This is a genomic window from Actinomycetota bacterium, assembly GCA_030684515.1.
GTDB lineage: Bacteria > Actinomycetota > Actinomycetes > S36-B12 > S36-B12 > UBA11398.
Genome location: JAUXVJ010000016.1, coordinates 279294 through 305707, shown reverse-complemented (window position 1 = coordinate 305707; position 26414 = coordinate 279294). Strand labels below are relative to the sequence as shown.

At 60.1% G+C, this 26414-nt stretch carries 27 protein-coding genes and 1 tRNA gene; 4 read left to right on the top strand and 24 right to left on the bottom strand.

What is annotated here, in order from left to right:
- Positions 1 to 4: 4 nt before the first annotated feature.
- Positions 5 to 823, top strand: coding sequence for an N-formylglutamate amidohydrolase (locus Q8M73_07995; GenBank protein ID MDP2288491.1), 819 nt, complete (start codon positions 5 to 7; stop codon positions 821 to 823).
- 81 nt (positions 824 to 904) lie between these two features.
- On the opposite strand, the gene Q8M73_07990 is transcribed toward Q8M73_07995, so the two are convergent.
- From Q8M73_07990 to Q8M73_07970, 5 genes are all read right to left on the bottom strand, one after another.
- On the bottom strand, positions 905 to 1054 hold the full coding sequence (locus tag Q8M73_07990; GenBank protein MDP2288490.1) for a hypothetical protein: 150 nt from the start codon (positions 1052 to 1054) through the stop codon (positions 905 to 907).
- A 22-nt stretch (positions 1055 to 1076) separates the two neighbouring features.
- Positions 1077 to 1517: a hypothetical protein gene (locus tag Q8M73_07985; GenBank protein ID MDP2288489.1), complete on the bottom strand. Its 441-nt coding sequence runs from the start codon at positions 1515 to 1517 to the stop codon at positions 1077 to 1079.
- A gap of 117 nt (positions 1518 to 1634) precedes the next feature.
- Positions 1635 to 2888 carry an acyl-CoA dehydrogenase family protein gene (locus tag Q8M73_07980; protein ID MDP2288488.1) on the bottom strand — a complete coding sequence of 418 codons (1254 nt, stop codon included), beginning with the start codon at positions 2886 to 2888 and terminating at the stop codon, positions 1635 to 1637.
- Positions 2889 to 2993: 105 nt separating this feature from the next.
- Entirely contained in the window at positions 2994 to 3791 is a 798-nt protein-coding gene (locus Q8M73_07975; GenBank protein ID MDP2288487.1) for an SDR family oxidoreductase, read from the bottom strand.
- A 49-nt stretch (positions 3792 to 3840) separates the two neighbouring features.
- Positions 3841 to 4794 carry an SDR family oxidoreductase gene (locus Q8M73_07970; GenBank protein MDP2288486.1) on the bottom strand — a complete coding sequence of 318 codons (954 nt, stop codon included), beginning with the start codon at positions 4792 to 4794 and terminating at the stop codon, positions 3841 to 3843.
- A gap of 173 nt (positions 4795 to 4967) precedes the next feature.
- Between Q8M73_07970 and Q8M73_07965 the strand changes: the two genes are divergently transcribed.
- Positions 4968 to 5864, top strand: coding sequence for an SDR family oxidoreductase (locus Q8M73_07965; GenBank protein ID MDP2288485.1), 897 nt, complete (start codon positions 4968 to 4970; stop codon positions 5862 to 5864).
- 86 nt (positions 5865 to 5950) lie between these two features.
- On the opposite strand, the gene Q8M73_07960 is transcribed toward Q8M73_07965, so the two are convergent.
- From Q8M73_07960 to Q8M73_07950, 3 genes are read right to left on the bottom strand one after another with little or no spacing between them, the layout of a single operon-like run.
- Positions 5951 to 8179 carry a transglycosylase domain-containing protein gene (locus tag Q8M73_07960; protein ID MDP2288484.1) on the bottom strand — a complete coding sequence of 743 codons (2229 nt, stop codon included), beginning with the start codon at positions 8177 to 8179 and terminating at the stop codon, positions 5951 to 5953.
- A complete protein-coding gene (locus Q8M73_07955; protein MDP2288483.1) occupies positions 8176 to 8682 on the bottom strand; it encodes a hypothetical protein in 507 nt (168 codons plus the stop codon). The genes Q8M73_07960 and Q8M73_07955 overlap by 4 nt, the downstream gene beginning before the upstream one ends.
- Positions 8679 to 10046, bottom strand: coding sequence for a hypothetical protein (locus Q8M73_07950; protein MDP2288482.1), 1368 nt, complete (start codon positions 10044 to 10046; stop codon positions 8679 to 8681). Before Q8M73_07950 ends, Q8M73_07955 begins: the two co-directional genes overlap by 4 nt.
- 766 nt (positions 10047 to 10812) lie before the next feature.
- On the opposite strand from Q8M73_07950, the gene Q8M73_07945 reads away from it, so the two are divergent.
- Positions 10813 to 11316, top strand: a complete 504-nt coding sequence (locus tag Q8M73_07945; protein ID MDP2288481.1) for a hypothetical protein — start codon at positions 10813 to 10815, stop codon at positions 11314 to 11316.
- 189 nt (positions 11317 to 11505) lie between these two features.
- Here the strand turns inward: Q8M73_07945 and Q8M73_07940 are convergent.
- Positions 11506 to 11579, bottom strand: a tRNA-Pro gene (locus Q8M73_07940).
- 130 nt (positions 11580 to 11709) lie between these two features.
- Here Q8M73_07940 and Q8M73_07935 point away from each other — a divergent pair.
- Positions 11710 to 12264, top strand: coding sequence for a YkgJ family cysteine cluster protein (locus Q8M73_07935; GenBank protein MDP2288480.1), 555 nt, complete (start codon positions 11710 to 11712; stop codon positions 12262 to 12264).
- Positions 12265 to 12266: 2 nt separating this feature from the next.
- On the opposite strand, the gene der is transcribed toward Q8M73_07935, so the two are convergent.
- Genes der through Q8M73_07860 form a run of 15 tightly spaced genes read right to left on the bottom strand, consistent with a single transcriptional unit; the run spans position 12267 to position 26406 of the window.
- The gene (gene der / locus Q8M73_07930; protein MDP2288479.1) at positions 12267 to 13766 is read right to left on the bottom strand and encodes a ribosome biogenesis GTPase Der; all 1500 of its coding nucleotides are present in this window, start codon (positions 13764 to 13766) and stop codon (positions 12267 to 12269) included.
- Positions 13767 to 13782: 16 nt separating this feature from the next.
- A complete protein-coding gene (locus tag Q8M73_07925; GenBank protein MDP2288478.1) occupies positions 13783 to 14346 on the bottom strand; it encodes a hypothetical protein in 564 nt (187 codons plus the stop codon).
- Positions 14343 to 15047, bottom strand: coding sequence for a (d)CMP kinase (gene cmk / locus Q8M73_07920; GenBank protein ID MDP2288477.1), 705 nt, complete (start codon positions 15045 to 15047; stop codon positions 14343 to 14345). Before cmk ends, Q8M73_07925 begins: the two co-directional genes overlap by 4 nt.
- A gap of 2 nt (positions 15048 to 15049) precedes the next feature.
- Entirely contained in the window at positions 15050 to 16150 is a 1101-nt protein-coding gene (locus Q8M73_07915) for a prephenate dehydrogenase (GenBank protein MDP2288476.1), read from the bottom strand.
- Positions 16147 to 16509: a chorismate mutase gene (aroH, locus tag Q8M73_07910; GenBank protein MDP2288475.1), complete on the bottom strand. Its 363-nt coding sequence runs from the start codon at positions 16507 to 16509 to the stop codon at positions 16147 to 16149. Before aroH ends, Q8M73_07915 begins: the two co-directional genes overlap by 4 nt.
- A 3-nt stretch (positions 16510 to 16512) precedes the next feature.
- A complete protein-coding gene (locus Q8M73_07905; protein MDP2288474.1) occupies positions 16513 to 17244 on the bottom strand; it encodes a pseudouridine synthase in 732 nt (243 codons plus the stop codon).
- The gene (scpB, locus tag Q8M73_07900) at positions 17244 to 17870 is read right to left on the bottom strand and encodes an SMC-Scp complex subunit ScpB (protein MDP2288473.1); all 627 of its coding nucleotides are present in this window, start codon (positions 17868 to 17870) and stop codon (positions 17244 to 17246) included. Before scpB ends, Q8M73_07905 begins: the two co-directional genes overlap by 1 nt.
- Positions 17863 to 18720, bottom strand: a complete 858-nt coding sequence (locus Q8M73_07895; GenBank protein MDP2288472.1) for a segregation/condensation protein A — start codon at positions 18718 to 18720, stop codon at positions 17863 to 17865. Before Q8M73_07895 ends, scpB begins: the two co-directional genes overlap by 8 nt.
- A gap of 41 nt (positions 18721 to 18761) precedes the next feature.
- Positions 18762 to 19634 carry a ParA family protein gene (locus Q8M73_07890; GenBank protein ID MDP2288471.1) on the bottom strand — a complete coding sequence of 291 codons (873 nt, stop codon included), beginning with the start codon at positions 19632 to 19634 and terminating at the stop codon, positions 18762 to 18764.
- Positions 19635 to 19679: 45 nt separating this feature from the next.
- Entirely contained in the window at positions 19680 to 20591 is a 912-nt protein-coding gene (xerD, locus tag Q8M73_07885; protein MDP2288470.1) for a site-specific tyrosine recombinase XerD, read from the bottom strand.
- A gap of 8 nt (positions 20592 to 20599) precedes the next feature.
- Positions 20600 to 21301 (bottom strand): NUDIX hydrolase, encoded by a 702-nt coding sequence (locus tag Q8M73_07880; protein MDP2288469.1) that lies wholly within the window; start codon positions 21299 to 21301, stop codon positions 20600 to 20602.
- Positions 21301 to 22956 (bottom strand): CTP synthase, encoded by a 1656-nt coding sequence (locus Q8M73_07875; GenBank protein MDP2288468.1) that lies wholly within the window; start codon positions 22954 to 22956, stop codon positions 21301 to 21303. Before Q8M73_07875 ends, Q8M73_07880 begins: the two co-directional genes overlap by 1 nt.
- Positions 22957 to 22970: 14 nt before the next feature.
- On the bottom strand, positions 22971 to 24686 hold the full coding sequence (recN, locus tag Q8M73_07870) for a DNA repair protein RecN (GenBank protein ID MDP2288467.1): 1716 nt from the start codon (positions 24684 to 24686) through the stop codon (positions 22971 to 22973).
- The gene (locus Q8M73_07865; protein MDP2288466.1) at positions 24683 to 25573 is read right to left on the bottom strand and encodes an NAD kinase; all 891 of its coding nucleotides are present in this window, start codon (positions 25571 to 25573) and stop codon (positions 24683 to 24685) included. Before Q8M73_07865 ends, recN begins: the two co-directional genes overlap by 4 nt.
- The gene (locus Q8M73_07860) at positions 25570 to 26406 is read right to left on the bottom strand and encodes a TlyA family RNA methyltransferase (GenBank protein MDP2288465.1); all 837 of its coding nucleotides are present in this window, start codon (positions 26404 to 26406) and stop codon (positions 25570 to 25572) included. The genes Q8M73_07865 and Q8M73_07860 overlap by 4 nt, the downstream gene beginning before the upstream one ends.
- Between the last annotated feature and the right edge of the window lie 8 nt (positions 26407 to 26414).

Genomic DNA, 26414 nt, shown 5'->3' with positions numbered 1-26414 from the left:
ACACATGCCAAATCAAAGTGTCCAAGACGATGCCTCATTTCAAATCATCCCTGGCGATGCAACATCGCGGGTCATAGTTCACGTGCCGCACGCGTCAACTGTCATACCTGAGTGGGTGAGACAGCGCATTGTCTTGTCGGACCGTGAATTGTCCGAGGAACTGAGCCTCATGACCGATGCCCGTACCGACGAGATTGCGCTACTTGCGGCCTCTGATAGTCACATCCGACCATGGATATTCGTGAATCAGCATTCGCGGCTGGTCGTGGATCCTGAGCGCTTCAAGGATCCAGGAAAGGAGCGCATGGCTGCTCCGGAAATCGGTATGGGTGCGGTCTACACACGCACAGCTCATGGCCAGGAACTCCGGGCGACAGACGGGGATCACCACAAGCAACTCATCAATACGTACTTCGACCCCTACTCGAATGCCTTGCAGGAGCTTGTTGCCCAGCGTCTTGCCGCAGTCCCAGAAGTCACCATTGTTGACCTCCATTCATTTCCGCAAATCGCACTTCCCTATGAACTGCTGGTCAAGCCAAGCGCGCATCGCCCTGAGCTGTGCATAGGAACGGATGATTGTCATACTCCCCCGTGGCTGCGCAATGCGGTCGCAGACAGCTTTGCCGAGTTGGGCGAGAGCCGACTCAACGAGCCTTTCGGCGAGACCTATGTGCCGATGTCCTACTGGCACAAGGAGCCGAGCGTGCATTCAGTCATGGTGGAACTGCGACGCGATACCTACCTTGCGACAGTGGGCGGAATTTCGAGGGTCGCAAAGATGCTGACAACGCTTCTCAACTCGATCGAGGCACACACGTAGGAACCAGTCGAGCGCTCGTGCACGACACAGTTGAGGGAGTCAATCAGACAATCGATTGACGCCCTCAACTCTCATTTCGAACTAGCCAGCGTCTTTGATTTCTTCGGGCATCTCAAAGGGTGCACCGAGAATTGGGTTGGTTCGGTAGTTGGTCACGGCATCGTTCAAGTGCGAATACTTCAACGACTCGCCCCGACGCGTGTTGACTGAACGAGTTGTCCGCATTCCCATGTCCGCTCCTTGCCATGCAGCCTCACCGGTGCCAAGAAACTGGAATTGCCAGTTGAACTTCGTCTGCTGCTTCCTGACGAGCTTGCGCACCTGCTCCAAGGAGAATTTCTGACTGGAGTTCTCCTCGCCGTCCGTGACAATCACGAACAACACGCGCTGGCCGCTCTGCATCGTCCAGCGCAGCCAGATCCTTGCCTGTGCGGCCAATCTCGCCACCCACGGCGTCCAGCAACTTGGTCATGCCTCGAGGCTCGAGCTCGTAGCCGAAAGCATCAGTGGACATCCGTGTGACAGTGTCGATGCGATCATCGAATTGCACCAGGGTCACAGTGAGCTTGCCTGGGAGCGCGAACTGGTCGCGGAGCAGGGTATTAATGCCTGCTTGCGCTTCAGCGCAGAGGTCTTGCATTGATCCGGAGCGATCAATAACGAGCGTGACGTGGGAATAGTTGGCTTCAGTCATGGCATTTCCGTTCTCTCGACCCACCACCAGGCGAATATGAACTAGTGGTCTGCAACGTGCATACCAAGAACTATTCCTCGAGGGTCTGACAATTGCTCCCACGCAGTTTGGAGATCCCTACCGTCCGCGGCGCACTTCTCGGAAGGGAATATCGCGATCAGCTGCCATCTCGCGAGGCATCCCCATCACGCGTTCAGCAATCATGTTGCGGCTCATCTCAGCTGAACCACCACCGAGGCTGATGCCTTGGCGCATCAGATAGTTGACCCCGATGGTCTGCAGATAGCCATCTCCCTGCACATCACCAAGCACAGCAAGACTGCCCGCAATATCCAGCATCATGTCCTGCTTCTGTTGCGGAATCTCAGCGTGATTGAGGCGCATCATCGCGCTCGCAAGGGCTGGGTACTCGCCAGATGCCATCCCTGTGCTCACTCGGTGCACGAGTTGCTCCATCACCACATCCTGTGCATGAGCCCATCCAACAGTCTCGCGTGTTGCTGGATCTTTGGCTTTGCCCACTGCGCGCGCGAGCTCTTCTATTGGCACTGACGCCATAAAGCCTTGGTTTCGAGAACGGCCGCTCGCGTAAGGCGAGGCTCCCCCAACTGCCTGGCGCTCATAGAACAACTGACGCTGCGCAACTGTCCAGCCGTCGTTCTCGGTGCCAATCAAGTTCTCGGCCGGCACGACCAGGTCGGTGAAGAACTCCTCGCAGAACTCCTCATCACCATTGACCATGCGCACACGATTCAGATGCAACTGCGGATCGTTGATCGGCACGATGATCATCGACAGGCCGCGATGCTTGGGTGCGTCCCAGTCGGTGCGGACAAGGCAGGTGCCGTAGTCGGCTGCATAGGCGAAGGTGCTCCACGTCTTCTGGCCGTTGATGACGTAGGTATCGCCGTCGCGCTCGGCCTTTGTGAGCAAGCCCGCAAGGTCGGATCCCCCGCTGGGCTCTGAAAGCAGTTGGCACAGCACCAACTCACCCGAGATGGCACCGCGCACGAATTTCTGCTTCTGTTCTTCGGTACCCATCTCCAAAATCATGGGCGCGCAGATCAGCAGCGAGGCCCCGGTGATCTGCACCGGCATCTCGTATTCGGCGCATTCTTCGTTGAATGCGTTCTGATGAGCACGCGAAAGCCCTTGTCCGCCATATTCACTGGGGTAGCAGATGCCAGCAAATCCACCAGAGAAGAGCAGCTTCTGCAGTTCGCGGTGACGCGCCCACATGGCCAGATGCTCGTCAGTGGTCAAGCGGGTGCCTACTGGACGATCATCAGCACCATCACTTAGTCGGGGCATGTGATCGCTCAGCCACATGCGAGCCTGCATGCGGAATTCATCGACCGATCGAGTTGCCATGGTGTCCTCCTGCGGCCAGGCGATGGCTGAATTGCACAGTAGGCGAGGATCACGCCGCACGCATGCGAAATGCACAAGGGATTCATGTCATCGAACGACACACGTTCAGTAGTAGATCGGACCCGGTGTTCCGCCACCTACAGCAATGGCATCGCCGTTGATCGCAATACTTCGAGGCGAGGCCAGAAATGTCACAACGACAGCAACTTCGGCGGCGTCAACCATTCGGCCAATTGAGTTGCTGCCCATGAGTCGCTCGACTTCGGCAGCAGAGATCCCACGCGCCTCAGCGATCGCCTCAAACTTTCCAGCGCTCGCCTCCGTACGTGTTCCGCCTGGATGGACGACTGTCACATTGATTCCTCGCGGCCCGAGTTCATCGGCGAGGTTCTTGGTCATTGCCGCAACCGCAACATTGCGCATTGAGCCCACTGTCGAACCCGAGGATCGAGCCGCCAGGCCAGAAATACTGATGATGCGACCCCAGCCGCTGTTGAGCATGTGCGGCACTACTGCTTGAGCGCATTGCAGGTAGCCGAGCACTTTGACGTTCATGTCCTCCCAGAACTCCTCGGCGGTGATGTCGGCCATCCTGGGTGGAACTGAGGATCCACCTGGTCGCGCAGCGTTGTTCACCAGAATGTCGACACCACCAAGGGCTGCCACTGCGGCATCCACCATGGTGTTGATGTCCTTCGAGGAGCTCGTGTCGGCAACAATCGGCACGATCCTTCGCCCGGTGGCAGAACTGATCTCTGTGGCGGTAGCGCGCAATGCCGCGTCTCCGCGTGCTGTCACGACGACATCGCAACCCTCGTTTGCCAATGCTCTGGCAATGGCCTTGCCGATGCCTCGGCTACCACCGGTCACCAACGCGCGCTTGCCCACTAACTCCAAGTCCATGGAATCAATCCCGTCATCTGTGAGATATCAAGCAGGCGATGAATACCGGCTATATGTTCAGCGCTGAGTTCCCACCCCACTGGTATCCACTGCGCAAGCCTCCATGAGAGGTGCCGAAGACCACGGTGTTCATGGCCTGATCAAGTTCTTCAGGATCCCATTGCTTGTCCGAAACACCGACCACACCATTTGGTGTCCAAGGCGCGAAATGCGTCACACGCGAACCCTGGGAGAAGAATGCTTGACCGTTCACATGGCGAGAGAGATCCGAAGCCAGCCAGACTGCCAATGGAGCGACGTTGCCTGGGTCGCGCGGGTCGTATTCGGTGTACTGGTCCGGCTCGGCAATCTCAGCGATATCGGTGCCGCGTGTGATGCCAATGAGTCGGGTCGTGCCCGACGGAGCAATCGAATTGGAGCGGACGCCGTACTTCATCATGTCCTGCGCAAGCGCGACAGAGAACATCGCAATGCCACCTTTGGCAGCGGCGTAATTGGTCTGGCCGGTGTTGCCGAGCAGTCCAACCGATGACGTCGTGCAAATCACTGAGGCATTCACCTTGCCGCCGATTTCGCGGCTCTTCTCACGCCAGTAAGCAGTCGCATGGCGCGCGGGAGCGAAGTGACCCTTGAGGTGGACCTTGATGACCGAATCCCAGTCGCTCTCGTCCATGTTGAAGATCATCTTGTCGCGCAGGATTCCAGCGTTGAGGACGAGGCAGTCCAGCCCACCGAAGCTGTCGATCGCCTGATCGACCATCTCCTTGGCTGCCGCAAAGTCCGACACGTCGGCGTAGTTGGCTACGGCCTGGCCACCCCGGCTCTTGATGATGTCCACCACCTCGTCAGCTGCGCGCTGGTCTGAGCCGCCGCCAGAAGGGGCGCCACCAAGGTCGTTCACTACCACCTTGGCCCCGTGCTCGGCCATGAGAAGTGCGTAGCCACGGCCGACGCCATGTCCTGCGCCAGTGATGATGACGGACTTGCCTTCGAGAAGTTTCATGCTCGGATCCTAAGGAGCAGAGCACGACAGCATGGGGCAAAAGCCAGATCTCGGAAGCCATGCGTCACTGGATGACAGGCGGCGTAATCGGCTGCGAACCCGCAACTGGAACGGCTACCGTCCTTCGACACGTGCATCCGTCCTCAGATGCTGACGAAACCATAGGAGCGCAAATGGCCGCATTCGACGACAAGGTTGTTGTGGTGACCGGTTCAAGCCGAGGCATCGGCCAAGCGACGGCGATCGAGTTTGCTCGCTTGGGGGCCAAGGTGGTCAGTGTTGCGCGCGGTGTCCCTCACCACATTTTTCCTGGAACTCTTTGCGAAACTGAAGAAGTGATCCGTGATTTCGGCGGTGAAGTGATCAGTGTGGAAGCCGACCTGATGGATGAAGTCGCCATCCAGAAGATCTACGACGAGACCATGAATGCCTTTGGCCGCTGCGACATCTTGGTCAACAATGCTGCGGCATCCTTCCTTGGTTCCTTCCTGGACCTGTCTCTCAAGCGACTGGACATCATCTGGAAGGTCAACGTCCGGGCATCCTGGCAACTCTCCCGGCTATTCCTGCCGCAGATGCTTGAGCGCGCAGATGGCCGCATCGTCAATGTGAGTTCCGGTGGCGGCCATGTGAACTACGGGGGTTCCAGCTTGGAGGTCCTGCAGGCCCCTGCCACTGGTGCTCCACGTCGCATGGGCGTTGGGCAGGCCAGCCTCGGCGCTACAGCCTACGGAACTTCCAAGGCCGCGCTGGATCGATTCACGCAAGGTCTCGCCAGCGAGGTTGCAGGTCAGGGGGTTGGCGTCAACGCCATCGGCGTGGAGGCGCGAACTCCACCAAACGTCCATTTCCTTACTGACGAGGAGACGCCTGAAGGCGAGTTGCCCGAGGCACCTGCTCAGTTGATCACCTGGCTGGCGGCACAACCACCAGAGCTCACAGGCAAGATTCTCAGCCAGCATGAGCTGCTTTGGCCGCTAAGGGCGCAGGGACTCATCAGACCAGCGGCCAAGCCTGGCGATAACCCAGACCTGCCTTCTGGTTCATCAGGCATGCTGCCAAAGAGCTGATCTGCCAAGCTCACAAGATCCTGCGCGGGTTCGGCTGCGAGCGGGGCTAGTCGGCGCGACCAACAACACAGACATTCGCATCGCGCTCAGCGAGTTGCTTTGGCGACCAGGCGCACGGCCTCGCCTTCGCCGAGTTGCACTCCCGGTCCCGGTTCGCTTCGTATCACGACCGAATTGCCAGCGAAGGTCGTTGATTCAGGTCTCAGACCAGCATCGGCAATAGCTGCGGCAGCATTGGCAATTGTCAGGCCCGTGACGTCAGGCACGACCCGGCTGACAGAGAGTTGCTCTGCGAGCAAGTACTCACTGTCCAATGAGTCGGCCATGCGCTTCACAGGCATGCCTTTATGGATTGCTGTCATCGTGTCGACAAAGACCGCAGCGGGAATCGTGCCTCCATAGACGCGTGAGTAGCCCAAGGTATTGACCAGTGGATAGCGGGGTCCGCGCGGATCGGCCACCATCACGACTGTGGCCCAATCTGGGGTGTATCCAGCAAACCAGGCCGAAGCCACATCTTGAGAGGTGCCGGTCTTGCCGGCAACTGGTCGATCGGGGAGTCTGGCGGACTTGCCTGTCCCCTCCCCTGTGACCTGTTCAAGAGTCCACGTGACTGCGCGCGCGGCAGCAGGAGTGAGCACTTGCTCGCAGACTGAAGGCAGATCGCGGCGTCCGGCAGGGGTCGTTACAGCGGTGATGAACGTTGCCGGACAAGCAAGCCCATTGGCAGCCACCGTGGCATATGCGGCGGCCATCTGCACTACGGGGATCTCGCGTGCACCGAGAGTGAAAGATCCCTCGTCGTCAAGCACGGAACGCGCACCGTTGAGAGGAATCGCAGTTGCCCCCATGCGAGTAGCCAGATCCGCGATGCGGCGTACACCCACTCGCTCTTCCAATTGAACGAAAGCTGTGTTGAGGGATCGGGTGGTTGCCTGCACGATCGAGACGTTTGATGCCGGCGAAGTGTTGTAGTTGTGAAATGCGCCAGACGCGGGGTTGGCCATCGTCGGGGACGTGTAGCTGATGCCACCCGGCAGGACAGTGGTCAGCGGGATACCGTCAGACACAGCCCGCGACAGCGTGAAGAGTTTCATCGTGGATCCGGGACCTGTCACCGCCGCCGTGCCCAAGGGCAATTCAGTTCTCCCCGGTCCGCTGCCAAAGTCCTTGCTCAGCGCCAGTGCCGCCACCTGCCCGGTGCCAGGCTTCACTACAGCCACGACCGCAGATGCCCTGTGCTGCGCCGGCACGTGGGAGCGCGCTGCTGCTCGAGCCGCTGTCTGCGCGGCCGGAAGCAATGCGGTCTGTATTTCCAGACCTCCGCGCGTCCAAGCGGCGGCCTGTTCCGCCTCGTTGCTTCCCAGGAGTTTTTCATCCTTGAGCTGGCGCAGCACGGCATCGCAGTAGGTCCCCCAACCACCGGTCGCGGCCTCACATCCCCGCTCGGGGTAGGTGATCTTCAGGCCAAGAGGCTCTGCCTGGGCTTGCTGCGCGGCAGCGGGGCTGATGGCGCCATTGGAAGTAAGTCGATTGAGGACGAGGTTGCGTCGTGCAAGTGCGCCCTCGGGGTTTCGAATTGGATTGAGCAGGGAAGGTGCCTTGAGAAGGCCAACCAGAGTCGCAGCTTGGCTCAAGCTCAGACTCTTAGCGTTGGTTGAGAAGTAGCGGCGTGCCGCTGCGTCGATGCCATACGCATCGGACCCGAAGCTCACCACATTCAGGTAGCCCTCAAGGATCTCCTCCTTGCTGAACCTACGTTCAAGCGCTAAAGCCTTGAGCACCTCCGTCACCTTGCGTGAGATCGTGCGTTCGGTCGCTTGCTTCATCCGGTCGGCATCACCAGACAACTCAGCCTTCAGCAGGCTGACGTTCTTGATGTACTGCATGGTGATGGTGGAACCGCCCTCCTGCGAGGACGTTTCTGCGTTGTTGCGTATTGCGCGCAGCAGACCGAAGACGTCAACACCGTGGTGGTCGTAGAACCGAACATCCTCTGTTGCGATCAGTGCCTCTGGCACCCAGGGGGCGATCTGGTCAAGTGAGACGGAGTTTCTGTCATAGGAGGCGAAGCGGGCGATGACCGTGCCATCCGTTGCGAGCATGACGGATTCGCCAGGGAGTTCCAAGTCAAGGAAGTCGCCCAGCAACTCATCAACCTGATTGGCCACGGCACGGGAACCAGCGAGCACCGGCAGGAACAGACTCGCGACGAGTGCCAGCATCACCGCCAGGCCGACGGCATAGTCATGCCATTGGGGTCGATGTGCTCGGCGTAGCGAGAAAAAGCTCATGATCTTCTTCAGGATCTTCACTGCTCAGCCGCCTCGTCTTCCAGATGCACGTAGGCAAGGACAGTGGCCCAAGGAAGTTTGCCCGTGAACGACTGAACACTTGTGGTGGTCAACGTGATCCAGTCACTCTTCTTCTGTGCCGAAATCATGGTTGGCTCGTCGACTGTGAACTTCCATCCGGAGCTGAGCAACTGCGCTCGGTAATTGCTGATTGGGTTGCTCGCCGAACGAGTTGCCGCTTGCCAACCTTGCGCTCCGCGAGACTCGTACTCGGTGACGGAGTCATCGACGACCCTCTCACCGGCCGCCGTCTTCAGCAAGCCGTCGAGAATGAGCCGCGGTCGGACGCCTGCTGTGGCTGATGGCGAACCCGAAGGAAGGGCAAGGTTGGACTCAGCGACTGCAGGCACCGGTGAACCGTCGGCGGAACTCGATGATGGATTCGATGAAGAAGTGCAGGCACTCATTGCGAAAGTTGCGAGCGCAGCAATGGCGACCAGACTCAGATTGCGGGCGTGCTTCATCGGGCATCCATCGCAAGCGCACTCGGCCCCGGTGAGGCCGTTGGCGCGACACTCGGCGCATCCGTCGGTGATTGTGTTGGCAGCACCGAAGGGATTGGCAACGGCTCCAGCGGAACATAGGCGTACCAGGCGTCCAAAGAGAGACCTCGTTGTATGAGAGCGGCCTGCCACGCGGCCGATGCCCTCTCCAACGCTTTGTCATACAAGGCCCAGGCTGCAAGTGCCGCCCGAGTCTGCGCATCTTCGCGTGCGTAAGCGCGCGCGTCCACCATCGACATCAGCCAAGAGGACAACTTGCTCGCGGCGGTGGAGAAGGCACCATCGATTTGGCCTTCCAACTCTATGCCGGGCAGCTTCGGGTCGAACTCAGGCGGAACGGTGCCGGCGAATGCCCATCCACAGCCCGGACCCACAGAGTCCTCACGCGCGAAATACGCCGTGGCGGTCGTGGGAATTGGTTCAACTTCTGGCGGCGGGGCGGCGGGTCGTGGGACTGCTGGCGGCAGAAGTTCAGATGGAGAGATGAGCACAGGAACGCGCACAACGGGCGCTACCTCCACCCCCATTGTGTACGGGTTGTTTGTGAGATCAGGTGGGGCGATAACTGCCAGCTCCGGCCGCTCTACTGCCTCTGTGGGTGCCCACTCCACAACCACTGAAACTTTTGGCACCTTTGGACCAGCCGGCTCCGGCGTATCGATTGCAACTGCCGGGTGCCACGGACGGTAGCCCGGACGCCACGGATTGCGGGTCATGTCGTCATCTGCATCCTGGTTCGAGCCGACTATGCACTGCGCCGCGGTACGTTCAACAACACTGCTGGCGATCGAGTCGAGACTCTGCGTCGACGCGCTGTCCGACACCTGCAGCACACTGACCAGGACATCGCCACGTCGAGCAACGACCCACGTCACCGGAACATCCGTCCGCCGTAGTGTCAATGAGCTATCTGAAGAAGCAACAACTCTGAACTGAGTGCAACCAGTCAACGCGTCAGACTGCTGCTTCCAAAGCCTGGCGCCGTCTCCAGCGCTTGCAATCACAATCCCCACGTGAGTGCCGTTTTCAGTAACGCCGAAGGACTTCCATGGCGTTTCTGGAGGAGTGCCGCACCATGAAGGCCAGCTGCCGACCTCTGGAGTTGCTCCTACGCTGGCCAGCGCTGCAGCCATGTCCTGCACTCCGGGCGGACGGTCACCTGTTGGGGTGACCGACACTGATACCTGGCTCACCAACGCCGGCTCCCCCAGAACTTCCACCCCGTCAGTTGAGCCCGGAGCCAAGGGGCCGATGAGCAGCATCAGCGCCGCTGCATTGATAGCGAGCAGCCCACAGGCACTGGCGATGACGACGATCTTCCGCATGGTGTCGCTAGCGTAAGTCGCCCCTACCGGAAGTGACGCCACTTGGCCTCCAAAATCGCATAGCAACATCATCCGAATTCGATGTCACTTGGATGGCCGATCAGGCACATTCGTCAAAGAACTGAGTCGCAATTCACTCGTGATGGATAGCTTCACTTTGGCTCTCGTCGTGCCTTCGTCGCCTGCAACGTACGGACCAAGTAGCGTCCGACGCGGCCAGTGTCCAAGGATTTTGATGGACGAACAGTCCAGTGGCTGCGCTCACAGGCGGCCTATTGACAGGGATAGTCGCGTCGCCCGCATTCGCCGGACCCACAGTAAAGATGGCCAAGGCATCGTCCTGTGACATCGTGCGAGAGGCCCTTCTCACGGGTTCACAATCGGGAATCACAAAGGCAATGAAGGCGCTCAAGGCAGACAGGTCAGCACCGCGAACTGCACGCGAGTACGCCAACTAGTACCTCGTGCCAGACGCACGTAACTCGTCTCTGCGCCAAATGGACATCAGCTTGATCCAGATGTCGTGCGACATGGGGACTTAGGCAATTCCGCGAACCAGGAGCGGAATCGGGTCGGGACTGCGAGATTCGGGGTCGCTGTCGACCGGATTGGCGGTGGGTGAGTCATTGGTAAGCAGACACGAAAGTCTGACCTGCTATCCCGGTCGCCAAATGCCTCCCTGGGTAGGGCGGGGTCACCCGAGATTGCAATGTTCGCCGACAGCGGGGCTACCTCGGCTCTACATTTGACCTGACGGGGAGGAACCGTGTCAGCAATCGTTCGTTTCGCCGCGGCTGGCGCTCTGGCTTTCGGTGCCGCGGTTTCAGCCGCGGCCAGCCCTGCGGCTAGCGAGCCCGCTCAGGACCTTCAAGTGAAGACAGTCCAGGCCGCGCACCCCACAGCCTCGAACCGAGACGGCTCGGGGATGCGCACTCCGCTGCGTAGCGTGCAGTCCGCTATCGCGAACAGCCTCCGCACGCGAACTCGGCCCAACTGCCACACGGTGGTCTTGGCCCGGTCCAACGCAAACTGGGGCCTCATCTCTAGCAGTCGATATGCCACGTCGAACCAAGATGTGTGCGAGCCCTACGAAGGGGTAACACTTATCCGCAAGACCTCGACTGGGTGGGTTCGCACGGGCTTCACGGGCAGTTCCTTCGGCTGCTCGGACCTTTCCTCCTCGAGCAATGGTTGGCTCAGCCGTGAAGGCGCGCCTCGACCGGTGATTCAGGACTTGCAGCGGTTCCTTTCTTGCGATTCGTTGGCCTAGCCGCGTCCGAGTCCTGGAAGACGAACTGGCCATTCCCGCCAACGACACTCAGGCGACGGTCTGCGCCGAGGGAGCCTGGCGTACTGACCGGCCTTGGATCTGCGGATTGGCTCTCAGATGGGCTGTCAACTCCCCTCGCCAAAGACGAAATCCCCCACAAAACGGCGAGGGTCCGTGAGAGAAGCAGAGTCGGGCTGGCGGGATTCGAACCCACGACCCCTTGACCCCCAGTCAAGTGCGCTACCAAACTGCGCTACAGCCCGAGCACTCCTCAACCAATGTGTGTTGATCAAGTTGCGCGGTCGCTGAGTCTAGTGCGAGCGACAACCTTGGACCGAGGTACCCAATAGGCCCGGCCCTGCTGCGAGACAATCGCCTGATGGAGGGGCGGCGATGAGCGCAGGAGCTGTTGAGTCGATCCCTGCTGGCAACTTTCGTGTCTGGCTGGGTGAGATCAAACTGGCCATGTCCGAGGGCTCGAATTCTGATGTTCCTTGCGGCTCGTGCAGCGCCTGCTGCCGTTCATCGCAATTCATTCTGGTGACCGATGCTGACATTACCGCTCGATCGGTGATCCCCTCTGAACTGCTGTTCTCCGCTCCCGGTTTGCCAGCAGGCAATCACGTCATGGGCTACGACTCACGGGGACACTGCCCGATGTTTGGTGAAACCGGATGCTCGATCTATGAGGATCGACCTCAGGCTTGTCGAGCGTATGACTGCCGCATCTTCACCGCGACCGACATCGACGTGGGGGCAGACGGGCACGATGAGATTGCTTCGCGCGCCCAACAATGGCAGTTCGAAATGGATGCCGAAGGCGAGATTGCATTGGCGGCCGTCCGTGCAGCAGCGGAGTATGTCACTGCGAATGCGTCAACACTCGGACTTGGATACAGCGCAACTGCGCGAGCTCTTGCCGCGATCGAACTCGCTACCAAGCCGTAACGCTACTTGCGCACTCGCTTCTCGCGCACGCGCATCAGGATGCGAATTGGCGTGCCGTCGAATCCATATTCCTCGCGCAGGCGCCGCTCGATGAAGCGGCGATAGCCGGCCTCAAGAAAGCCGGTCGTGAACAAGGCAAAAGTTGGCGGACTGACCGATACCTGCGCACCGAACAGAATCCGCGGCTGCTTGCCTCCGCGGATCGGGTGCGGATTGGATTGGACGATCGCACCGAGAAATTGATTGAGTCGACCCGTTGGCACTCGAGTTTCCCAACCCTTGATGGCCGCTTCCAGCGCGAACTCAAGGCGCTCGATGTGCCGCCCAGTTTTCGCCGAGACGTTGACGTGCGGAGCCCATGGCACCTGCACCAGATCGCGATCGATCTCACGCTCGAGGTAATAACGTCGCTCCTCGTCGGTGAGATCCCATTTGTTGTAAGCGATGACGATTGCCCGGCCGGCTTCCTCAGCCATCGCGATGATACGGACATCCTGTTCGCTGATGGGTTCTGATGAATCAATCAGTACCAGGGCGACCTCGGCGCGATCAAGTGCGGCTTGGGTGCGCAGCGTGGCGTAGTACTCGTGGCCGCTTGCTTCCTTCGCTCTGCGGCGGATACCTGCGGTGTCAACGAACCACCACCACTTCTCCTTGAGCTTCACCAGCTCGTCGACTGGGTCAACTGTGGTGCCGGCGACGTCGTCAACCACCACGCGATCTGAACCAGCCATCGCATTGAGCAGAGATGACTTGCCCACATTGGGCTTACCCAGCAATGCCACCCGACGCGGTCCTGCGCTGCGCATCCGACCCTGGCCTTCAGCAGGCAGGATGTTGACGATGGCATCGAGCAGATCACCAGCGCCACGACCATGCTGGGCCGAGACCGGGATCGGCTCACCAAGTCCGAGCGACCAGAGTGCGGCAGCTTCGTTCTCCAGGATTGCATCGTCGGCCTTGTTGGCAACGAGCAGCACCGGCTTGCCTGAACGACGGAGCACGTCGACTACGGCTTCGTCGGTGTCAGTGGCGCCGACTGTCGCATCGACAACGAAGGCAACAGCGTCTGCATCGTTGATGGCGCGTTCGGCTTGAGCTGCGATTTGAGCAGCCATGCCCTTGACCTTGCGATCCCAGCCACCGGTGTCAATGAGAATGAAGCGCTTGCCATTCCACTCAGCTTCGTAGGTGACGCGGTCGCGAGTCACACCAGGGATGTCTTCAACAACGGCTTCACGACGACCGATGATGCGATTGACCAGCGTTGACTTGCCGACATTGGGTCGACCCACAACTGCCAGGACAGGCCAGCCATCCTGGCTGGTCTTGTCGGTCAGGTCCGCGAGATCGTCGTCAAATTCGCCGAACTCTGCACGCGCAGCCTGCAGCGCTCTTTCGAGGGCTGCAAGATCCTCGCCTTCTTCGACTTCACCATCAATCTGCTCTTCGAGAACGAGGTTTTCGTCGTCTCCATCGATTGCAACCCAGGAGTCGCTCATCTCACTGCCTCTCGTGTTAGGCCTGCGCATCCGCACGAGCCTGGCGCACCTGCTCAGCAACCTCTTGGACGGTTGCGAGCGCACATGGATCCCCGTGGACCGCAATCTGGATAGGTGCTTCGAACACGATACTGATAGGCGATCCCGGCCTTGGCGGGTCGGTCCGTACTTTGCCTCCGGCACCAGTGATGCGCACCGGCACAATCACGGCGCCGCTAGCGGCCACGAGGTAGCCCAAGGGAGGCAGATCCCCCACAAAAGCGACGGCTCCGCCGGCTTTGAGCACTGCGATCCCCTGCTCAGCAGCAGCAAATCCAAAGCCATCCAAGGAGATGTCTCCGGCAACAATCTGCGTTCGGCCCAGGAACACCTCATTGAGCGCACCGGACACAATCAGCTGCACCGGACGGGGAGCCACCGCCCTCAGCGCTGGGCCTGAGAGCAGCTCGTCTCCCTCAATATGGAAGATGACAGGTCCGGCGCTGGGAACAAGTGCTTGCCCCGAAACTCGGAGCCGATAGAGGAACTTCACTGCCGAGCTCGTAACAGATCCCAGCATGCTGCTGGAAGTCCCGCTCATTTGGCTACGGCCTTGGCGTAGCCGACGACCTTGGCGATGACCTGATCCAAGGTCAAGTTGCTCGTGTCGAGTTCGATAGCGTCCTCGGCTTTGGTGAGCGGCGAGGTCGTCCTGGATGAATCCAATTGATCGCGCTTTGCCAGCGCGGCCTCGGTTGCCTGCACAGCTTCTGCCGCGACGACTCCCCCATCGGCTTGCTCCAGAGCTCGACGTTGAGCTCGCACCTCAGGGTCTGCCGTCAAGAAGATCTTCAGATGGGCATGCGGAAGGACAACCGTGGTGATGTCACGGCCTTCAACGACGATGCCGGTACCTGAGCGCATTGCCATCATCGCCGCATCGCGCTGCTTCTGCACGAGCAGTTGTCGAACCTTGGGCACTGCGCTCACAGCACTGACAGCCGAGGTGATGCGGTCTTCGCGGATGGCTTCTGCGACATCGGTGCCGTCGACTTCAATCGTCGGCTGATACGGATTCGCGCCACTTGCGATATCGGGCTTCTTGGCAAATTTAGCCACGGCCTCGGCATCATTGGGATCAATACCGGCTTCGAGTACGGCCCAGGTCATCGCCCGATACATCGCTCCCGTGTCCAGATAATGCCAACTCAGCCTTGCTGCGGTGCCACGGCAGACACTGGATTTTCCCGAGCCGGCCGGCCCATCCACAGCGACAACAAGTGGCGGAATTTCATTGCTCATGCTCAGCTTCCCCGAACATCGAAGCCACGCGCCTGCAGCGCTTCAACCAATGGTTCCGCAGCATCAGGCCTGACTGCCAATTCGACTCGACCACTGGGACGACCCAGCACATGCTCAATTCGCACATCTTCAAGATTGATCCCAGCTTCACCTGCGGCGATGAACAGTCGCGCAAGCTCACCGGGTTCATCGGCAACCATGACGGCAACCTCATGGAACGGCGAATCCGGGCTGCCGTGCTTGCCCGGGATGCGCATGCGCCCAAGGACTCCCGCGCGCAAGGTGGCATCGATGGCCTCTTGGTGATCACGATCTCCAGCCGCGAGTTCCTGTAGCGCGTGGAGCACCTCCTGCAGTTCAAACACCACGCCGCTCAGCACTTCAGCCACCGGACCTGCGTTCTCGCTGAGAATGTCCAGCCATAAATCGCTGTCCGACGAGGCTATGCGCGTCATATCTCGAAGACCTTGACCGGCCACCGAAATATGCAGTTCCTTGGCTGGCAGCAACTGGGCTGCCAGCGCGCTGGACACCACCTGGGGAGCATGCGAGACGAGTGCCACGGCAACGTCGTGCTCACTTGCAGCCATTTCGACAGGCAGCGCACCGCATGTGGTCACCAGTAGTTGCGCCCGCAACACATGCTCGGTGTCGGTCTCAAGAGTAGGAGTCAGGATCCACAGCCGATCATCAAAGAGATCTGCCCGGGCTCCGGCGGCACCGGACACTTCACGGCCAGCCATCGGGTGTCCGCCGACTAGTCGTGAGGAGTCCGCGCCCGAGAATACGGCCTGCCTCAGGATGCCGGATTTTACCGAGGTGACGTCCGTGATGGTGGCGTGCGGGAACTCTTTGCTCGCCGAAGCCATCACGTATGACGCCGAACGCGGCGGTACCGAGACGACGACTATTGCCGGAACTTGGTTTGTGTGCTCGGCACCAGCTGCCATCCCTACGGCGGTAGCCAATTGGGAGGCATCCTCATCGCGAAGGAACACCTGGACGCCGGCTCTCTTGAGCGCAAGGGCAATGGATGTGCCGATCAAGCCAGTGCCGACGACCAGGACCGGACTGAGCGATGCAGTCGGCGTGGTCTGCGTCACGACTGGGTGTCCGGGCGAAGGACTTCGGCACCGCGCAGGTAGACATGGAAGATTTCGCTGCGTGGACGATCCGTGTCGACATGAAGCAGCACACGAACGACGCGCTCAAGAGCTCCATGCACGTCGATCTCCTGAGCACACATCAGCGGCACGTCCGTGAAGCCGACCTCGCGGGCAGCCTTGGCGGGGAAAGCGCAATGGAGGTCAGGTGTGTTGGTGAACAGCACACTGATGACGTCATCCGGGGTCACGCCATTTCGTTCGAGAATGACTTCCAGCAGTTCGCCGACTGCTTCCCGCATCTCGTCAGCATTATCTTCCTGCAAGCACACGGCTCCCCTGATTGCACGCATCGGCAAAGACTACAGACCAACAGCCGTGTAGAGAGCGCGTAAGTCAGGTCCGGTCAACTCCCGTATTTGCCCGGCCTTGAGGTTGCCCAAATGCAGCGGCCCAATGCGCGTGCGTACCAGTTCGATGACAGGGTGACCAACCTCATCCAAGAGCCGACGCACAATGCGATTGCGCCCTTCGTGGATGACCAGTTCGAGCATGCTTCGATCCTTGGCCTGCTGCACGATGCGAACCGAATCGACCTTCATCGGGCCGTCATCCAGTTCGACCCCTTCGCGCAATCGGCGCAGGGTCTGCGTGGTGACCTGCCCAGTGACAGTAGCGAGGTAGGTCTTGTCGACACCATGGGCTGGATGCACGACCCTGTTGGCGAGCTCACCGTCATTGGTCAGCAGTAGTAAGCCCTCGGTTTCAGCATCCAGACGCCCAACATGGAACAAGCGCTCGGACCGATCCGCAACAAGATCTCCGACGCAAGGCCGCCCATGCTCATCGCTCATCGTTGAGATCACACCACTTGGCTTGTTCAGCAGCAGCACAACGTTGCCGGGGGCTGTAGGCACTCGCTGACCGTTGACGTGCACAACAGCAGTCATCGGATCGATGCGCATACCTTGCTCGACAACGAGCTCACCATTGACTTTAACGCGACCTTTGGCGATCAATTCCTCGCACTTGCGACGACTGCCGATGCCCGCCTGCGCAAGAACCTTTTGCAGGCGGATCTCTGTCTCACTCATTAGTCACCCGTTGCTACTGAATCAAGAACTTCTTCAAGATCTGCCAGATCAGGGAGATGCTCTGCAAGGGGCGGAAGATCATCAAGTGAGGCAATGCCCAAGCGCTCCAGGAAAGTTGAAGTCGTTCGGTACAGAATCGCTGACGACTCGTCTTCGTGCCCGGCTTCCTCGATGAGGCCACGAGTGACCAGGGTGCGAATCACACCATCGACATTGACCCCTCGCACTGCGCTCACCCGGCCGCGAGTGACTGGCTGGCGATAGGCAATCACGGCCAAGGTTTCAAGTGACGCCTGAGTCAGGCGAGCTTGCTGACCGTCGAGCACATAGCGCTCAACCAGCGGCGAGCATTCACTCCGGGTGTAGTAGCGCCAGCCTCCAGCAACCTCCCGTAGGTCGAAGCCGCGCACCGCTTCGTCGTACTCGGCTGCCAAAGCCCGCACGGTTGCTTCGACATCTGTGGTCGGCTGCCGGGTGGCCTGCGCGAGTGCAATCACTGACATTGGTTCATCTGCGAGCAGGAGCAGGGCTTCGATCGCTGATGACAAGCTGGGCGCTCCCAGACTGTCTGCATCCTCGAGTTCTTCAAAGGGCTCGATTTCTTCTTGCACGCCCTGCTCACTCATCGACGAACTCCTTCAATTCAACTTCGTTCTCATCTGCTACTGGCACTTGGTCAATCTCACGCTCGACATCGAATTCATCAGCAACGCTGATCTCGCCCTCATCGGACCCTGTCCACCGCACCGTCAGGTCACCGAGAGGAGTGATCTGCTCAAAGGCCACCGCACCTTCACGGTAGAGCTCGAGCAATGCAAGGAAACGACCGACCACAAGCAAGGTGGTGTCGCAGTCAGCGATGAGTGCGCGGAAAGTGCTGGTTCGATGTCGGCGCAGGCGGTCAACCAGGATGCCAGCCTGTTCACGCACATTGACGCGTTGCACATGCGCGTGCGCCATCGAGACTTCTTCGATGGGCTTGGGAGCAAGGGCTCGCGCGGCAAGTGATGCGAATTGATCGGGTCCAAGCCCAAGCAGCACCTCTGGCAGGAGTGCGGCGAACTGCGGTTCGAGCCCAACCGTGCGCGGGTAGCGGCGATTGGCTGTTGCCATGCTCTCAGCAAAGAGAGCGGACACCTCTTTGTAGGCGCGGTACTGAAGCAGACGTGCGAAGAGCAGGTCACGTGCTTCAAAGAGCGCCAGATCCTCTTCGTCTTCAACTTCACCCGAGGGCAGGAGCCGGGCGGCTTTCAGATCAAGGAGGGTGGCCGCCACGACGAGGAAGCTGCTGGCCTCGTCCAGATCCCAGGACTTGCCCTGTGCACGGAGATAGCCGATGAACTCGTCGGTAACCAGATGCAGTGCGAGTTCTGTGACTTCAAGCTTGTGCTTGGAGATAAGCGAGAGCAGCAGGTCGAAGGGGCCGTCAAAATCACCCACCCGTACAGAGAAACTCTCGGGTGGGTGTGTCGCCAACTCAGCTGACTCGGTGACGTCGTCGGCCAGCCCAGCTTCGGTCACCGGGCCAAAACCTCCCGCGCCAATTGGCGGTAGGAATCCGCGCCTGCACTGGTCGGAGCAAAGGTGGTGATCGGCTCGCCTGCAACAGCAGCATCCGGGAACTTCACGGTGCGGTGGATAGCAGTTTGGAAGACCTGATCACCGAATGCCTGGCGAACTGTCTGCAGCACTTCGCGACTGTGCAATGTTCGGGGGTCATACATCGTTGGCAGTACACCGATGATGGTGAGTTCGGGATTCAAGCGAGCCTTGACCTTGTTGATGGTGTCCTGCAACAAGGCGACACCACGAAGGGCGAAGTACTCAGTCTCCATCGGCACGATGACTCCGGTACTTGCTGTCAACGCGTTCAAGGTCAAAAGACCAAGTGAGGGCTGGCAGTCAATCAAGACGATGTCGTAACTGGGAAGCAGAGGCGCCAAGGCGCGACCCAACGCGTACTCGCGACCGACCTCGCTTACCAATTGAAGTTCCGCTGCCGACAAGTCGATGTTGCTCGGCAGCAGATCCAGATTCTCGACATCGGTCGTCAGGACAACCTCGCGGATGTCGCACTCGTAATCTGTCAGAACGTTGTAGACCGTGCGGTCCATCTCATTGGGATTGACACCCAAAGCGACAGAGAGCGCGCCCTGTGGATCAAAGTCGACTAGGAGCACCTTGCGGCCATATCCAGCCAGCGCCGCACCAAGGCTGACCGTCGAGGTGGTCTTGCCCACCCCGCCCTTTTGATTGACCATGGCAATGACCCGCGCTGGGCCGTGCGAGGTCAGCGGGGTCGGTTCTGGGATGGACGTCGTTTCTGGAACGGACGTCGCGTCTGGTGCAGGGTCTCCCGCTGCCTCCAGCACTTCCGAATCCATGGCCATCCTCTCGATTAAGCACGCGCTAAGAAGCCCTCAGCCTAATGGCCCTCAGCCCTGTGCTCGTGGATGACTCGTGGCATAGACCTCACGAAGGGTGTCGGGGGTGACTGCGGTGTAGATCTGAGTGGTGGTCACCGAGGAATGACCCAGCAGCTCCTGCACCACCCGGACGTCGGCACCGCCTTGGAGCAAGTGCGTGGCAAAGCTGTGACGAAGGGTGTGGGGGCTGACTTCGACCTCCAGTTTCGCCGAATCGGCAGCCTTGCGCACCACGGCATACGCGCTCTGCCGCGACAGCCGGCCTCCCTTGGTGTTGAGGAATACCGCAGGTGTGCCGCGCCCCTGGAGCAGCAACGCAGGACGGCCCCGCACCAGGTATTCATCCAAGGCCGCGATCGAATAGCCCCCGAGCGGGAGCATCCGCTGCTTGTCGCCCTTACCGGTCACGATGAGGGTGCGCTCCTCCAGCTTGAGGTCATCGACGTCAATATTGATCGCCTCACTGATCCGCACTCCGGTGCCGTAGAGCAGTTCGGCCAGAGCTCTATCACGTAAGCCTGCTGGCGTGCTGTCGTCGCCACACGCGCGCAGCAGGCGCTTGACCTGGTCATAGCTCAAGGCTTTGGGCAGCCGCTTCACGGCACTGGCCGGCGAAATCCGCTGACTTGGGTCGTCGGCAGTCAGGCCTTCGTCGAGAGCAAAGCGGTGAAAGCCGCGAATGGCGACAAGCACCCGGCCGGCGCTGGATGCAGCAAGCGGCGTGCCCACGCTCGAGTCACGCAGGCTTGCGGAGAAGTCTGCGATATCGCTTTCAACGATGACGTCAGCAGAACTCAGGCCCCGGGCAAGACACCACAGGAGGTACCGCTCCAAATCTCGGCTATAGGCAGCCAGGGTGTTCTGAGACAACCCGCGCTCGATTGCCAGGTGATTCAGGTAGGTGCGGATCGACAGATCCAACTGCTGACTCAGGAGAGTCCTGGTTTCTTGAAATGCTCGGCCACTCGCCCGATCGATAGCAGGTGGTCGCGCATCCCCCAAGGCTCGCGAGCCGAACGCAGGGACTTCCAGCCGCCAGCACGCGCCACCCAAGCCGCGAGGATGCCCGCCACTGCTGTTGGTCCGCTGATGGCACCGGACAGCACGAGATCCTTCGCCTCATCCAGACTCACCCACACACGCGGCAAGTAGCCCTCTTCGGCCTCGCCTGTGTGTGGGCGTCCGCCGGCTATGGGTGAAACATCACGTGCGAGGTAGATCCGAATGGCCTCACTTGAGCCGCCTGGAGAATTCACGAAGTCCACAAGTGTGTGCCAACTGTCGGCTTGGTAGCCAGACTCTTCGGCAAGTTCACGAGCCGCTGTCGTCAGCGGTGGCTCGCCAAGATGATCCAACAGGCCCGCAGGAGGCTCGAAGATGTACTGCCCGATGGCATGACGGTACTGGCGGATGAGCAGTACCTGATCTTGTTCATCGAGGGCGATGATTGCAACGGCACCCGGATGAACAAGCACATCGCGGTTGATGACCTGGCCATCGAAATCCACAGTGTCCGTGCGCACCACCCACACCTTGCCCGCGAAGTGCTCGACAGAATGCATCGTGCGATAGGGCTCGCCACCATCGGCGATCGGGCCGTCCCAGACCTCCTCAGCGAAATCCGCGACCATTACGCGTGAACGGCTGAACGCTGTCGCGCTCGATCCAAGGCCGCAGCCGCAAGACCGGCGAACAGGGGGTGCGCACGGGTCGGTCGGGAGCGGAACTCAGGGTGCGCTTGGGTGGAGACGTAGTACGGGTGCACCGAAGCAGGCAGCTCGACGAATTCGACAAGGCGACCATCAGGTGATGTGCCTGAGAACACCAAGCCGGCTTCTTCAAGCTGACCGCGGTAGTTGTTGTTGACTTCGTAACGATGACGGTGACGTTCATCGACATAGGGAACGCCATAGGCATTGGCCACAACTGAGCCGTCTTGAAGTTTTGCCGGATACAGACCTAGGCGCATTGTGCCGCCCATATCGCGCTCACCTGAAACAACTTCGCGCTGATCGGCCATCGTCGCGACCACCGGATACGGAGTGGATTCGTCAAACTCCAAGGAATTCGCGCCTTCAAGACCTGCAACATTGCGCGAGTACTCAATGACCATGCACTGCAATCCAAGACACAGGCCAAGGGTCGGAATACCGTGTTCACGCGCATACTTCAGTGCGCCGAGTTTGCCTTCAATGCCGCGAACGCCGAAGCCGCCTGGAACGCAGATGCCGTCGAGCTCGTCGAGCACTTCACGCGCGCCTTCATCTGTTCCGCAATCGTCGCTGCTGACCCAGCGGATATGCACTTTGGTGTCGTGATGAAAACCACCCGCACGCAGTGCTTCAGTGACGGACAAGTAGGCGTCTGGCAGATCGATGTACTTGCCGACCAATCCGATCGTTACTTCATTTGTGGGACGATGCACGCGAGCGAGCAAGGCATCCCAAGCAGTCCAGTCAACGTCGCGGAACGGCAGATCTAGGCGGCGCACGACATACGCATCAAGGCCTTCGCTGTGCAGCACCTTGGGGATGTCATAGATGCTCGGCGCGTCAACTGCAGCGACGACAGCCTCCAGATCAACGTCACACATCATCGAAATCTTGCGCTTGATGGCGGAGGGAACTGGGCGATCAGCACGAAGCACGATGGCATCAGGCTGAATACCGATATTGCGCAATGCGGCAACAGAGTGCTGCGTCGGCTTGGTCTTCAATTCTCCAGAAGGCCCGATGTAAGGAAGCAGCGACACATGCAGGAAGAACACGTTCTCGCGGCCGATTTCATGACGAATCTGGCGCACTGCCTCCAAGAAGGGCAGCGATTCGATATCTCCAACCGTGCCACCGACCTCGGTGATCACGATGTCGACCTCAGGACCAGCCATTCGTCGGATACGCGACTTGATCTCATTGGTGATGTGCGGAATCACCTGAACGGTGTCACCGAGGTACTCACCGCGACGTTCCTTTGCAATGACTGACGAATAGATCTGACCAGTCGTCACGTTCGCTGAGCCATGCAGGTCGGTGTCCAGAAAGCGCTCGTAGTGACCAACATCAAGGTCGGTCTCGGCGCCATCGTCGGTCACGAAGACTTCACCGTGCTGGAAGGGATTCATCGTGCCGGGGTCGACATTCAGATATGGGTCAAGCTTTTGCATCGTGACGCGAAGGCCACGATTGGAAAGCAGATTTCCCAGACTGGAGGCTGTGAGGCCCTTGCCGAGAGAGGAGGCGACGCCCCCAGTAACGAACAGATGCTTGGTTTGCCGGGGGGCACTCATGGAAGGCCAGACTATCAGCGAGCTCGCTCAGTTGCCGCCACCGCCAGTAGTTCTTCGGCGTGTGCGAGTCCGGCATCGGACTCCTCCAGCCCTGAGAGCATGCGCACGAGTTCGACCACTCGCTCATTTCCACTGACATCGTGAACGCTCGATTCGGTGACCAGCCCGTCGCTGCTCTTGGTGACCACAAGATGTCGATCAGCGAAGGCCGCCACCTGCGGCAGATGCGTGACGACAATCACCTGGGCCTGGCGCGCCAGTCGCGCGAGTCGTCGGCCTACTTCCACTGCCGTACGGCCGCCGATGCCAGCGTCGACCTCGTCAAAGATGAAGGTCGGGACTGAATTTCGTCCCGCCATCGTGACTTCCAGAGCAAGCATCACGCGAGACAGTTCGCCGCCCGAGGCCGCTTTGGTGACCGCTTGGGCATCAGCCCCTGAATGTGGTCGCAGGAGGAAGGCGATGGAATCAGCACCTGAGGAAGTGAACTGATCGATGGCCGACGAGCTGCTGACCTGGATCATCAGTTCAGCGTCCGGCATGGCAAGAGAACGCAGCTCCTTGGAAACCTGGCTGCCGAGTTCATGCGCTGCCGAAGTGCGGATATAGCTCAGTCGCTCTGCGATCGACAGCAACTCGTCAGCATGGCCCGCAATTGCCTGTCGGATCTCTGCTGCTCGGTCCTCGCCACCCCCCAGCGCCTCGATCCGGCGATCAGCCGCCGTACGCCAGTCCATGACTTCAGCAAGGGTGGGACCGTAGTTGCGCATGAGTGTGCGCAGGGCGGCGCGACGTTCTTCAACCCATGCCTGTCGAGCAGGATCGGCCTCAAGATCCTGCACTGCGCTGGCAAGTTCAGTCCCTGCATCGGCCAGCAGGGCAGTGACCTGTGCGAGTTGGGCTCGCAACTGGCCCAAGGCCGGGTCGATCAACGCTGCGCGATCCAAGGACTTCTGGGCCAGCCCCACCTGATGCAGCGCTCCAGAGTCGACGTCAGTGCCAACGAGCAAGTCATGGGCAGCGGTCATGTCCTCGTGCAGCCCGCCCGCATTGGCCAGTCGCGCCGATTGAATGTCCAGTGCCTGGTCCTCATCGGCCTCAGGAGCAACAGCGTCGATCTCTGCTATCCCTGCCTCCAGCATCCCGAGTTCGCGTTCGCGTTCGGCCCGATTGATGGTGAGGGAATCCAGATCTGCGCGGGCTTGTCGCCACAGCGCAAAGACCGATCGAAACTCCTGCAGGGTGTCTGCGCACGGGGCACCGGCATAGCTGTCGAGCATCTCTCGCTGCTGATCAGGCGATCGCAGCAACCACTGATCAGCCTGGCCGTGGATGGCGAGAAGCTCGCCAGCTACTTCCTGCAGAACACTGCGCGGAACACTGCGCCCACAGGCGACAGTTCGCCCGCGTCCTTCGGCAGGCAACGAACGCACGATGATGACCTCAGCCCCGTCGTCTTCAAGATCCGGCGGTGCCCCAGCCTCAGTCAGTCGTGAGATCACGGCCTCGCTGTTCGCGGGAATGAGCCAATTGCCTTCAACGACTGCCTCGGCCTGTCCGCGCCGAACCAACGAGGCGTCCGCCTTTGCGCCAGCGAGCAAGCTGAATCCGGTGAGCACCATGGTCTTGCCGGCCCCGGTCTCACCAGTGATCACGGTGAGGCCTGGAGAGAAACTCATCTGCGCATCGTCAATGACGCCCATGCCGCTGATGTGGAGCCTGGTGATCAACTCGTGCGCCAGCCATCAACGGGCAAGGCAAACTTCGCCACCAGGCGATCAGTGAATGGGGCATCGACCAATCGCGCCAACAGCACAGGAGCGTGGTCACGCCGGACTTCGACTCGATGACCGCCACTGAGTTCGAAGGTCCGCCGACTATCTGCGGCCAACCAGGCACTTGAGCCATCGGACAGATCCAGGCAGATCACGCTGGACGGACCAACGACCAGTGGACGAGCAAAAAGCGCGTGTGCGCTCAGGGGCACCAACAACATGGCTTCAACATCGGGCCAGACCACAGGGCCCCCGCCAGAGAATGCATAAGCCGTGGAACCTGTCGGGGTGGCGGCAACGATGCCATCGCACCCCCAACGGGAAAGTGGTCGGCCATCGATCACGACCAACACTTCGATCATCCGAGCGCCTGCGGCCTTTTCGATGCTGATCTCGTTGAGAGCCCAGGTTCGCAACAGCAGGTTTTCGCCATCAAGGACACGGACATCCAGCGCCATGCGCTCCTCAACGTGCCAGCGTCGATGAACGATTGCTTCGACCACTGCGTCGATGTCCTCCGACTCGGCTTCGGCCAGGAAGCCAACGTGGCCTAGGTTGACCGTCAGCAGCGGGACGCAGGCCTGTCGCGCGCGCTCGGCGGCGCGCAGAATCGTGCCATCGCCCCCGAGCACAACCACGATCTCGGTCTCATCGGCTGCATGCTCGTCTGCTGGCACGACTTCAATGCCATCGGGCACACTCGCACCCCAGGCTTCGGCATCATCGCTGGCAACCCGCACCCTGAATCCGTGTGTCTGGAGAGCACTCACAACCAGCAAGGCCGCAGCTCGAGCCTGAACTCGCCCTGGGTTCAGCACAAGGAGGGCTTGGCGCTCTGTCATTGCGGTCCCTCCTGGATAGCCTGGGCGATGGCGGATGAAAGAGCATCATCCCGCAGACCACTGGCCACAGCGGCACCATCCACAGTGTTTCCACCCAGGCCTCGCCGCAGCCACAGAAAGAACTCCACATTGCCCTGGGGGCCAGGCAGTGGACTGGCCACCACCGCCAAGACGTCAAGGCCTTCCCGCAGTGCTTGGTCGGCCACCGATTGCACAGCACCAGCGCGAATCGACGGGTCTCGGATGACACCATCGCCGACAGCTTCTCTGCCAACCTCGAACTGCGGCTTGACCATCAACACAAGATCAGCATCCGTAGCTGCACAGGCAATGAGGCTTGGCAGCACGAGACGAAGGGAGATGAAGGAGAGATCCGCAACGATGAGGTCGGGTTGGTACGGCAGGTCTGCTGCGGCCAGGCTGCGGATGTTCGTCCGCTCCATGACGGTGACTCGCTCGTCATTGCGCAGTGGCCAGGCCAGTTGGCCATATCCGACGTCAACGGCAAGTACGCGAGCACCCCCGCGCTCAAGCAGCACCTGAGTGAATCCACCAGTAGATGCTCCCGCATCTAGGCAATCACGATCGGCAAGATCAATGCGAGCAAAAGCATCAAGAGCGCCGGAGAGCTTTACCGCCCCTCGAGACACATAGCCATGGTCCGCATTGACAATGACCTCAATGGCCTCTGAGGTTTCGACCTGAGTCGCTGGCTTGGTGGCCACAGATCCGCGCACTGTCACGGCACCGGCGGCGATGAGCTCCTGCGCCTGCTCACGTGAGCGAGCAAGTCCGCGACGGGTGAGTTCCGCGTCCAGACGCCGACGCGCCATTGTTCGAG